The organism is Listeria immobilis, assembly GCF_014322765.1.
GTDB lineage: Bacteria > Bacillota > Bacilli > Lactobacillales > Listeriaceae > Listeria > Listeria immobilis.
Genome location: NZ_JAASTZ010000026.1, coordinates 24507 through 35777 on the forward strand (window position 1 = coordinate 24507; position 11271 = coordinate 35777).

Below are 11271 nucleotides of genomic sequence, written 5' to 3' on the forward strand. Positions count from 1 at the left end.
TTTGAAAAAAACATTAGATAGACAAGCAGTAGATACGATTCGTTCGTTATCAATTGATATGATTGAGAAAGCAAATTCAGGACATCCAGGAATGCCAATGGGGGCTGCACCAATGGCTTATATGCTATTTGCGAAACATTTAGTATTTAACCCGGCTAATCCTGAATGGTTTAATCGCGATCGTTTTATTTTATCGGCAGGGCATGGCTCGGCACTACTTTATAGCATGCTTCATTTATTTGGTTATGATGTGAAAATGGAAGACTTAAAACAATTTCGCCAATTAGATAGCTTAACACCAGGACATCCAGAATTTGGTTGGACTGCAGGAGTCGATGCAACAAGTGGACCACTCGGACAAGGGATTGGCATGGCTGCTGGAATGGCACTGGCGGAGTCTCATTTAGCGGCTCAGTACAATCAACCTAATTACCCAATTGTGGATCATTATACGTATGCAATTTGTGGTGACGGCGATTTAATGGAGGGTGTAGCATCAGAAACAGCGTCACTTGCTGGACACCTTGGACTAGGAAAATTAATCGTTTTATATGATTCCAATGATATTTGTTTAGATGGCGACCTGAGCGCTACTTTTAGTGAAAATGCCGCAGATCGTTTCCGCGCATACGGGTGGCAAGTGCTTCGCGTGGAAGATGGCAATAACTTAGCTGCTATTCAAGAAAAAATAGTCCAAGCAAAATTAGAAACTTCGAAGCCAACGCTAATTGAAGTAAAAACAGTCATCGGCTACGGCGCGCCAACTAAATCAGGCAGCTCCGCAAGTCATGGTGCTCCGCTTGGCGAAAAAGAAGCGCGCGGGGCTAAGGAACATTATGACTGGACAGAAGAACCATTTACAGTGCCAACTGAAGTTCGTGATTACTTAAGAAATTACAAAGCACGCGGTGAAAAATTAGAGGGTGCTTGGAACACGATGCTAACTAATTACAAAAAAGAATTCCCTAAACTCGCAAGCCAGTTAGACCGCGTTTTAGCTGGGGAAGTAGCAGCAGACTGGAATGTAAATTTACCAACTTTTGAAGCTGGAGCAAGTGCCCCGACTCGTTCCGCATCTGGAAAAATGATTAACGCAATTGCGGCTGAGTTACCAGAAATTTTCGGAGGTTCCGCTGATCTAGGTTGCTCTAATAAAACATTTATTGATGCTAGTCCAGCGTATAGCAAAGCAGATCCAGCCGGCAAAAATATCTGGTTTGGAGTACGTGAATTTGCAATGGGAGCAATGCTAAACGGAATGGCCTTGCATAGCGGATTACGTGTATTTGGCTCCACCTTCTTCGTTTTCTCGGATTATGTTCGCCCAGCAATGCGGATGGCGGCACTTATGCAACTTCCAGTAACCTATGTATTCACACATGATAGTATCGCAGTTGGAGAAGACGGCCCGACCCATGAACCAATCGAACATTTAGCCTCGCTTCGTGCTATGCCAGGACTTACCGTTATTCGTCCCGCAGATGCCAAAGAAACTCGTGCTGCTTGGGAATTAGCTGCTACAAATACAGCTGGACCAATTGCACTTGTTTTATCTCGCCAAGACTTACCGGTGCTTGAAAATAATCAAGCCGAAGTAGATGCAGGGGTAGAAAAAGGGGCTTATGTGGTTGCTCCGGCAAACAATGCGCAACCAGATGCTATTATTATCGCCACGGGTTCGGAAGTATCACTTGCTATTGAAGCGAAGAAAGAACTAGCGAAAAGAGAACTAGATGTGTCCGTTGTTAGTTTATCCAGCTGGGAACGCTTTGAAAAAACCAGCGAAGACTATAAAGAAAGTATTTTACCGAAAGAAGTGACAGCGAGATTCGCAATTGAAGCCGGAACTATATTTGGTTGGAAAGCGTTTATTGGTTCAGAAGGCGATATGTTAGGGATTGACCACTTCGGCGCATCAGCACCAGCAAAAGACTTGTTTAATGCTTATGGTTTCACACCAGAAAATGTCGCTAATCGTGTGGAGGCTATTATTACGAAAGCCGGTGTGCGCGTATGACATTCGTAGCGCCATCTCTACTTGCAGCTGACTATATGAATATGGCAAATTCCATTAAAGAAGCAGAACTTGCAGGAGCTGACTACCTTCATATTGATGTCATGGACGGTCATTTTGTTCCCAACTTAACCTTTGGGATTGACATGGTTGAGCAAATTGGCAAAACAGCGACCATTCCGCTTGATGTGCACTTAATGCTCGCAAATCCAGAAAACTATATTGAAAAATTTGCCGCGGCGGGAGCGCACATTATTTCCGTGCATATGGAAGCGGCCCCGCACATCCATCGTGTCATTCAACAAATCAAACAAGCCGGTTGTAAAGCGGGGGTAGTGCTTAATCCTGGGACTCCGGCAAGCATGTTGGATGCTGTTTTAGGGGATGTTGATTTAGTGCTCCAAATGACTGTAAATCCTGGCTTTGGTGGGCAAACGTTTATTGAGTCCACCATAGAAAATATGCGCTACCTTGATAGCTGGCGCCGCAAAAATCGTGGTAGTTACAGTATTGAAGTAGACGGGGGAGTAAACAAAGTAACTGCCGAAAAATGCAAACAAGCTGGTGTTGATATCCTTGTTGCAGGCTCTTATTTCTTCAGGGCAATAGATAAAGCAGCCTGTGTAAAAACCTTGAAATCATAACGAGACAAAATAGAAAGCCCTAGGATCCAATTGGATTCCTAGGGCTTGTTTTTAGATTAATTTCTTTTGAAAAATAATATTCCAGTTGCGAGTGCTGTAAGTAAACCACCTACTGCAAAAAGAAAATTATCACTTGTATCACTTGTTTTTGGAAGTGTACTATTACCCGCTTTTATTTGAGTAGTCACGGATGTAGAGTCGGGTTTTTCTGTGTTTGTTCCATTATTATTCGTTGCCTCGCCCTGACCATTTGAATTATTCTCATCACTAGTTATTTTTTCATATACGTAAGTGACAGTTGTTTGGTCGGCGTTAAATGTGCCAGATTCACTACCATCTACTTTTGTTAGTTTATAGCCAGTAATATTTTTACTTTCTGTTTGATAAGTGCTACCAATTTCTCCAGTTAAAGTAGTATCTTGTGCAAGTGAGTTACCAGATTCATCTTGGTATTTTACAGTTACCGTACCATTTTGAATCGGGTCTTTTTCATAAATATAACTTATATTTTGAGTTGTATTTGTGAATTGGCCAGTAGGATTACCAGTAGTTTCTTTTAATGTATATCCGTCTATCGTTTTTGGAGTGGAGGTATAGGCGTCACCGATAGTTCCGTCAATTCTTGTTGAACTAGCGAGCTCTGTACCAGATTCATCTTTATATGTGACAATGACGGGTTGGGTATATTCAAACAAGATAATTGGTTTTCCAGAAGGACCGTATTCAGAAATGTCATAGTAAGAATCATAGCGATTAGTCCCGGTGTAAAGCGAGAAGGTAGATTCTTTCGGTTCTGCCGAAAAGACGAGTGCATTTTTTGCGGGATCATAAGTAACGCCGTCAGATAAATCAGTTACTGTTAAATTGTTCATTGTTAATTGCGAAGATGCATCATTGAAATGAATATAGTTTTCTATCGGTAATATTTTATCGCTTGGGACAATCAATTTGCTTAAAATCGTTTGAGCAGCAAAAGCTTGATATGCAAGTTGGATATTAGGATTTTGGATAGTTATGTCGGTAATAAAATTATTTTCAAATGCAGAAGCTTCAATATTTGTTACATTTGCAGGTATTTCAACGCTTTTTAATTTATTGGATAAGAAAGCAAATCTAGGTATATTTGTAAGTGAAGTAGATAAGGTGATTTGTTCAAGGTCATTTACACTAAAAGAGTTTATACCAATTGTCTGTACTGAATTGGGTAATACAAGTTGTTGCAATGAATTAATTGTAAAAGCTCCATCTACAATAGTAGTAACAGAGTCAGGAATGGTAACAGATGTTAATCCTTTAGATTTAAAAGCACTATTACCAATAGTAGTAACAGCATATTCGTTATTATCACCAACAGTCGCAGGAATAGTTACATCTGTGGCTGTCCCTGTGTAATCCGTAATGGTGGCTTCATTTCCATTTGCGGTATATTCGAAATCTCCTGAAGTTGCAGCAGAGCTAATGACTGGAAACAAAAACAAAACTAGCGCCAAAGAAAAGCTGGCCCAAACTATTTTTTTTATCAATTTAATTCCCCCTATTTTAAGTTTATATCCTTTTTCCCTTACAGTAATTTTTTAAACTTTTTAAAGGATAGAACTAGTCAAAGTGCTTTTTTTGTTTGATACATTGCACACACTAGCTTATACTTAAAATGAACCTAAAAGGAGTTTCTGAATGGACAGACTAACTTTTTGAAATGTGACAGAATTCGACATCGCGCTAGTCCTCTCCAAACTCGCTCTATCCTGTAATTGTGATAGATTCAAATGGTGAGGACTCGACGAAAATGAATCAGGTTAGGATTTTTATAAGAAAATTAGTGCAGAAAAAATGCCGGAATGGACCGCACATAGGCACTCAAAAAAAATTAAGTAACCTATAAAGGACGTGATATAAATGAAATGGGATAAACTTCTAAACGATAAACGCCGCCGCGAATCAGGTGTCACACGCTCTAAAAATACCGACGTACGTAGCGCTTTCGAAAATGATTTCCAACGAATCGTTATGAGCGCATCATTTCGCCGCTTGCAAGATAAAACGCAAGTGTTTCCACTAGAAAAAAGTGATTTTGTTCGAACAAGACTGACACATTCTATGGAAGTAAGCACAATCGCTAAATCAATGGGAAACATGGTAACCCACACAATCCAAGAAGAAAAACTAGATAAAGACTTTACCAAAGATCATGCAGAGAAAATCCCGGAAATCCTTGCTTGTGCAGGACTTTTACATGATATGGGTAATCCGCCATTTGGTCATTTTGGTGAAGAAAGCATTCGCGAGTGGTTTCGAGATAACTTAGCTACAATTACTTATAAAAATAAAAGTTTAGCCGAAATTTTAACACCGCAAATGAAAGAAGATTTCTATTACTTCGAAGGTAATGCGCAAGTGCTCCGTGTAGTATCAAAACTACATTATCTTTTTGACCAATATGGACTGAATCTAACTTTTGCAACCCTGAATGCTGTCATAAAATACCCAGTTTCTTCCTTGAAAATAAATAAAAATCAAATCAAAAGTAAAAAATTGGGCTATTTTTATGCAGATGAATCGTTGTTCAATGAGATAACCACCGCAACAGAAGCACTGGATAATCGTCATCCACTAACTTATTTACTCGAAGTGGCAGATGATATTGCTTACCTCAATGCCGACCTAGAAGATGGTGTAAAAAAAGGCATTGTCAATATTACACAAATTTTAAAAGGTTTTGAAGAAGTGGAAGAGCATAATAAAGTTACAGCTGCATGTTACAGCGAGCTCAAGAAAAAAAGTGAACGTTACGCTGGGCAAGAAGAAAGTTTTATCGTGCAACAATGGCTTGCTTCCAATGTCCGTGGTCAACTAATTAATCGCTCACTTGAAGTGTTTTATGCAAACTACGAAGCTATTATGGCGGGGACTTTTAATGATTCACTGATTGACGCTTCAGAAGCAGAACAACTTGTCCAAATCCTGCAAAGCCTCTCATATACGTATATTTACCAAGATAAAGGCATTGTCGAATCTGAAATTGCAGGTAATGAGATAATCTCCAAACTACTGGAAACATTTATTCCAGCAGTCATTTATTACGATAGTGAAGCACCAGAACACCAAACCGCTAAAGATAAACGCTTGCTAACTTTAATTTCCGATAATTATCTAGGTTGTTACCGCAAAAATGCAGAAGGCGAGAGTGAAACAATAAAACTCTATCTCCGCCTACTACTCGTAACAGATTTTATTTGCGGAATGACCGACAGCTACGCGAAAGATTTATATCAGCGGTTGAATGGATTAAGTTAATTTAGAGAAACACCTTGACATCCGAACGTCAAGGTGTTATGATATTCAAGGTGCCTCTACTATAGAAAGAGGTCTGAAAATAAAACAGTGTTGTAGGTCGATCTTACAGCCATTTTATTTTACCGAAAAAATGAACCACCTGGATGTGTGGAACTACTAAATAAGGAAGGAGGAATTTATCCCATGCCTACAATTAACCAATTAGTACGCAAACCTCGTCAATCTAAAATTAAAAAATCTACATCACCTGCTTTGAACAAGGGCCTAAACAGTTTTAAAAGAGAATTAACAGATGTTAACTCTCCGCAAAAACGTGGCGTATGTACTCGTGTTGGTACCATGACTCCTAAAAAACCTAACTCGGCGCTTCGTAAATATGCCCGTGTACGTTTGAGTAATGGTATTGAAGTAACAGCTTACATTCCTGGTATTGGTCACAACTTACAAGAACATAGTGTTGTTCTTATTCGTGGTGGACGTGTAAAAGATTTACCAGGGGTACGTTATCATATCGTTCGTGGAGCTCTTGATACAGCTGGTGTTGAAAATAGAGGACAAAGCCGTTCTAAATACGGTACGAAAAAACCTAAAAAATAATACTTATAAAATATGAAAGGAGGATATCCGATGCCTCGTAAAGGTCCTGTTACTAAACGTGACGTGTTACCAGATCCGATTTATAATTCGAAACTAGTAACTCGTTTAATCAATAAAATGATGGTTGACGGAAAACGTGGAAAGTCTCAAGCTATCCTGTATTCTGCATTCGATATCATTGCACAAGAAACTGGTAAAGATCCAATGGAAGTATTTGAACAAGCTATGAAAAACATCATGCCTCTTCTTGAAGTTAAAGCTCGCCGTGTTGGTGGTGCTAACTATCAAGTGCCTATCGAAGTACGTGCTGATCGTCGTTCTACTCTTGGTCTTCGTTGGTTAGTAAATTATGCTCGCCTTCGTGGAGAGAAAACAATGGAAGTACGTGTTGCTCGCGAAATCATGGATGCTGCCAATAATACTGGTGCTTCTGTTAAGAAACGCGAAGATACGCACAAAATGGCTGATGCTAACAGAGCGTTCGCGCACTATCGTTGGTAAAAAAATCACTAACAAATTCCAGGTTATTGCCTGAAAAATTGTTTTAATGGAAGGAGAAATACAACATGGCTAGAGAGTTCTCCTTAGAAAAGACTCGTAATATTGGTATCATGGCCCACATTGATGCGGGTAAAACTACCACTACTGAACGTATCCTTTTCTATACAGGGCGTATTCACAAAATTGGTGAAACCCATGAAGGTGCTTCTCAAATGGACTGGATGGAGCAAGAGCAAGAACGTGGTATTACAATCACTTCTGCTGCGACAACAGCTCAATGGAAAGGCTACCGAGTAAACATTATCGATACACCTGGACACGTAGACTTCACAGTTGAAGTTGAACGTTCGCTTCGTGTACTTGATGGTGCTGTTGCGGTTCTAGATGCACAATCTGGTGTAGAACCACAAACAGAAACAGTTTGGCGTCAAGCTACTACTTACGGGGTTCCTCGTGTAGTATTTGTCAACAAAATGGACAAAATCGGCGCAGATTTCCTATATTCTGTAGGTACTTTGCATGAACGTTTGGCTGCTAATGCGCATCCAATCCAACTCCCAATCGGGGCCGAAGATACATTTGAAGGTATCATTGACTTAATCGAAATGAACGCATTATATTACGAAGACGATTTAGGTAATGATCCTCATATTAAAGAAATTCCGGCTGATCTAAAAGAATTAGCAGATGAATACCGCGGTAAGTTAGTGGAAGCAGTTGCTGAACTTGACGAAGAGCTAATGATGAAATATCTAGAAGGCGAAGAAATTACAAAAGAAGAACTTAAAGCTGGTATCCGTAAAGGAACACTTAACGTTGAGTTTTATCCTGTAGTTTGTGGTACAGCATTCAAAAACAAAGGTGTTCAACCAATGTTAGATGCAGTACTTGATTACCTTCCAGCACCAACAGATGTTCCAGCTATTAACGGCGTATTGCCTGATGGAGAAGAAGCTGCTCGTCACGCTGATGATTCAGAACCATTCTCTTCCCTAGCATTCAAAGTTATGACTGACCCTTATGTTGGACGCTTAACTTTCTTCCGTGTTTATTCTGGTACTTTGAACTCAGGTTCTTATGTACAAAACTCGACTAAAGGTAAACGTGAGCGTGTTGGACGTATCCTTCAAATGCATGCGAATCACCGTGAAGAGATTTCAATCGTATACGCTGGTGACATTGCTGCTGCTGTTGGCCTTAAAGATACAACTACTGGGGACACTTTATGTGATGAAAAAGATCAAATTATCTTAGAATCCATGGAATTCCCAGAACCAGTTATCCAAGTAGCTATCGAACCTAAATCGAAAGCTGACCAAGATAAAATGGGGCAAGCTCTTGCGAAACTAGCGGAAGAAGATCCAACTTTCCGTGCTGAAACAGATCAAGAAACTGGCCAAACACTTATCTCTGGTATGGGTGAACTTCACCTTGACATTCTTGTTGACCGTATGAAACGTGAATTCCGCGTTGAAGCTAACGTTGGTGATCCACAAGTTTCTTATCGTGAAACATTCCGTAAATCTGCTCAAGTTGAAGGTAAATTCGTACGTCAATCTGGTGGACGTGGACAATATGGTCACGTTTGGATTGAATTCGGACCAAATGAAGAAGGTAAAGGATTTGAATTTGAAAATGCAATCGTTGGTGGGGTTGTTCCACGTGAATACATCCCAGCTGTTCAAGCAGGTCTTGAAGGCGCACTAGATAATGGTGTACTTGCAGGATACCCATTGATTGACATCAAAGCGAAACTTTACGACGGATCTTACCATGACGTCGATTCCAATGAAATGGCCTTTAAAGTGGCTGCTTCAATGGCTTTACGTAATGCTGCTAAGAAATGTGACCCTGTAATCCTTGAGCCAATGATGGCTGTAGAGGTTGTTATCCCAGAAGAATATCTTGGTGATATCATGGGTAATATTACTTCCCGTCGTGGTCGTGTAGATGGTATGGAAGCTCGCGGTAACGCTCAAGTTGTTCGCGCATTTGTACCACTTGCAAACATGTTTGGTTATGCAACACACCTTCGTTCAGGTACGCAAGGTCGTGGTGTATACACTATGCAATTTGACCACTATGAAGAAGTTCCTAAATCTATTGCTGAAGAAATCATTAAAGCTAATGGTGGAAACAACAAAGAAGATTAATTGATTTTTTTCGTAACATCAAGTATAACTTTAGTTAGAAGTATTACTTAGTTTAAAATTTAAGCTAAGTAAAAAATAATTATTGAATTATCAAGGAGGATATTTTAAAATGGCAAAAGAAAAATTTGACCGCTCTAAACCCCATGTTAACATTGGTACTATTGGACACGTTGACCATGGTAAAACTACTTTAACTGCTGCAATTACAACTGTACTTGCTAAAAAAGGCTATGCTGATGCACAAGCTTATGACCAAATTGATGGTGCTCCAGAAGAAAGAGAACGTGGTATCACAATCTCTACTGCTCACGTTGAGTACCAAACTGATACTCGTCACTATGCACACGTTGACTGCCCAGGACATGCCGATTATGTTAAAAACATGATCACTGGTGCTGCACAAATGGACGGAGCTATCTTAGTAGTATCTGCTGCTGATGGCCCAATGCCACAAACTCGTGAACATATCTTACTTTCACGTCAAGTTGGTGTTCCATATATCGTTGTATTCATGAACAAATGTGACATGGTTGACGATGAAGAATTACTAGAATTAGTTGAAATGGAAATTCGTGATCTATTAACTGAATATGAATTCCCTGGCGATGACATTCCTGTAATCAAAGGTTCAGCTCTTAAAGCACTTCAAGGTGAAGCTGATTGGGAAGCTAAAATTGATGAGTTAATGGAAGCTGTAGATTCTTACATTCCAACTCCAGAACGTGATACTGACAAACCATTCATGATGCCAGTTGAGGATGTATTCTCAATCACTGGTCGTGGAACTGTTGCAACTGGACGTGTTGAACGTGGACAAGTTAAAGTTGGTGACGAAGTAGAAGTTATCGGTATTGAAGAAGAAAGCAAAAAAGTAGTAGTAACTGGAGTAGAAATGTTCCGTAAATTACTAGACTACGCTGAAGCTGGCGACAACATTGGCGCACTTCTACGTGGTGTTGCTCGTGAAGATATCCAACGTGGTCAAGTATTAGCTAAACCAGGTTCGATTACTCCACACACTAACTTCAAAGCTGAAACTTATGTTTTAACTAAAGAAGAAGGTGGACGTCATACTCCATTCTTCAACAACTACCGCCCACAATTCTATTTCCGTACTACTGACGTAACTGGTATTGTTACGCTTCCAGAAGGTTCTGAAATGGTTATGCCTGGCGATAACATTGAACTTGAAGTAGAATTAATTGCACCAATCGCTATTGAAGATGGTACAAAATTCTCCATCCGTGAAGGTGGACGTACAGTAGGCGCTGGCGTTGTTTCTAACATCAGCAAATAATATCTGATATGCTTCAAACCGACAAAGCTAAATAGCTTTGTCGGTTTTTTTATATTCTTGTGAAAACCACAGGCTAAGCCTGTGGTTCCAGAGAGCTTTAGCGTGGTATTAAAAAATCTTCCATAAAAAAAGCTAAGATAAATGAGGTTCTCCAACCACATTTAAACGCATAAGGAGGCTATGTCATGAAAGACGATTCAAGTTTAGCACATACAGTATGGAAATGTAAGTATCATCTTTTTTGCGCCAAAATATAGGAGACAGATCATCTATGGTAGATACAAAGCGAGTATAAGAACCATTATTCGGTTATTATGTGAGCGAAAAGGGGTGATTATTCATGAAGCTAATGCCTGTAAAGATCATATTCATTTATTAGTGAGTATACCTCCGAAGATAAGCGTATCGTATCGTTCTTTGTAGGCTATTTGAAAGGAAAGAGCAGTTTAATGATATTTGATTGACATGCTAATTTGAAATATAAATATGACAACAGAAAATTTTGGTGTAGAGGATGTTATCTAGATACGGTAGGAAGAAATCAAAGAACGATAGAAGAATATATTCGAAACCAACTTAGGGAAGATCATCAAATAGATCAATTAAACTTATTCGAAGAGGTAGATCCGTTTACTGGAAAAAGATACGAGAAAAAAATTAAATAAATTCTATTAGAATTCGGATGAGAATGTGGTACTGACATAGTCAAGAAAAAATGGACAAGGTGTTAGAGAAAGTTAAGCGGAAAACTTAGCTTGGAATGGTGTTTTA

8 protein-coding genes and 1 pseudogene are annotated in these 11271 nt (G+C 39.5%); 8 read left to right on the forward strand and 1 reads right to left on the reverse strand.

What is annotated here, in order from left to right; genetic code table 11:
* Nucleotide 1: 1 nt before the first annotated feature.
* Complete coding sequence (gene tkt, locus HCJ50_RS14900) at nucleotides 2-2017, forward strand: transketolase (RefSeq protein WP_185348610.1); 2016 nt, start codon at nucleotides 2-4, stop codon at nucleotides 2015-2017.
* Nucleotides 2014-2658 carry a ribulose-phosphate 3-epimerase gene (gene rpe, locus HCJ50_RS14905; RefSeq protein ID WP_185348608.1) on the forward strand — a complete coding sequence of 215 codons (645 nt, stop codon included), beginning with the start codon at nucleotides 2014-2016 and terminating at the stop codon, nucleotides 2656-2658. The genes tkt and rpe overlap by 4 nt, the downstream gene beginning before the upstream one ends.
* 56 nt (nucleotides 2659-2714) lie before the next feature.
* Here rpe and HCJ50_RS14910 read toward each other — a convergent pair whose 3' ends face one another.
* Nucleotides 2715-4181: a MucBP domain-containing protein gene (locus HCJ50_RS14910; RefSeq protein ID WP_185348606.1), complete on the reverse strand. Its 1467-nt coding sequence runs from the start codon at nucleotides 4179-4181 to the stop codon at nucleotides 2715-2717.
* A gap of 373 nt (nucleotides 4182-4554) precedes the next feature.
* On the opposite strand from HCJ50_RS14910, the gene HCJ50_RS14915 reads away from it, so the two are divergent.
* The 6 genes and pseudogenes from HCJ50_RS14915 (at nucleotide 4555) to tnpA (ending at nucleotide 11165) form a co-directional block, all read left to right on the forward strand.
* Nucleotides 4555-5952, forward strand: coding sequence for a deoxyguanosinetriphosphate triphosphohydrolase (locus HCJ50_RS14915; RefSeq protein ID WP_185348604.1), 1398 nt, complete (start codon nucleotides 4555-4557; stop codon nucleotides 5950-5952).
* Between the two features lie 183 nt (nucleotides 5953-6135).
* Entirely contained in the window at nucleotides 6136-6549 is a 414-nt protein-coding gene (gene rpsL, locus HCJ50_RS14920) for a 30S ribosomal protein S12 (protein ID WP_003720973.1), read from the forward strand.
* A 30-nt stretch (nucleotides 6550-6579) separates the two neighbouring features.
* Nucleotides 6580-7050 carry a 30S ribosomal protein S7 gene (rpsG, locus tag HCJ50_RS14925; protein ID WP_003753956.1) on the forward strand — a complete coding sequence of 157 codons (471 nt, stop codon included), beginning with the start codon at nucleotides 6580-6582 and terminating at the stop codon, nucleotides 7048-7050.
* Between the two features lie 65 nt (nucleotides 7051-7115).
* Entirely contained in the window at nucleotides 7116-9203 is a 2088-nt protein-coding gene (gene fusA / locus HCJ50_RS14930; RefSeq protein ID WP_185348602.1) for an elongation factor G, read from the forward strand.
* A gap of 109 nt (nucleotides 9204-9312) precedes the next feature.
* Nucleotides 9313-10500, forward strand: a complete 1188-nt coding sequence (gene tuf, locus HCJ50_RS14935; protein ID WP_038407951.1) for an elongation factor Tu — start codon at nucleotides 9313-9315, stop codon at nucleotides 10498-10500.
* A 185-nt stretch (nucleotides 10501-10685) separates the two neighbouring features.
* A pseudogene (gene tnpA, locus HCJ50_RS14940) lies at nucleotides 10686-11165 on the forward strand (IS200/IS605 family transposase).
* Nucleotides 11166-11271 lie beyond the last annotated feature (106 nt).

Excerpts from the sequence above, each read along its gene's own strand:
- tuf (WP_038407951.1), top strand. The coding sequence starts at position 9,313 with ATGGCAAAAGAAAAATTTGACCGCTCTAAACCCCATGTTAACATTGGT.
- rpsL (WP_003720973.1), top strand. The coding sequence starts at position 6,136 with ATGCCTACAATTAACCAATTAGTACGCAAACCTCGTCAATCTAAAATT.
- rpsG (WP_003753956.1), top strand. The coding sequence starts at position 6,580 with ATGCCTCGTAAAGGTCCTGTTACTAAACGTGACGTGTTACCAGATCCG.
- fusA (WP_185348602.1), top strand. The coding sequence starts at position 7,116 with ATGGCTAGAGAGTTCTCCTTAGAAAAGACTCGTAATATTGGTATCATG.
- HCJ50_RS14915 (WP_185348604.1), top strand. The coding sequence starts at position 4,555 with ATGAAATGGGATAAACTTCTAAACGATAAACGCCGCCGCGAATCAGGT.
- rpe (WP_185348608.1), top strand. The coding sequence starts at position 2,014 with ATGACATTCGTAGCGCCATCTCTACTTGCAGCTGACTATATGAATATG.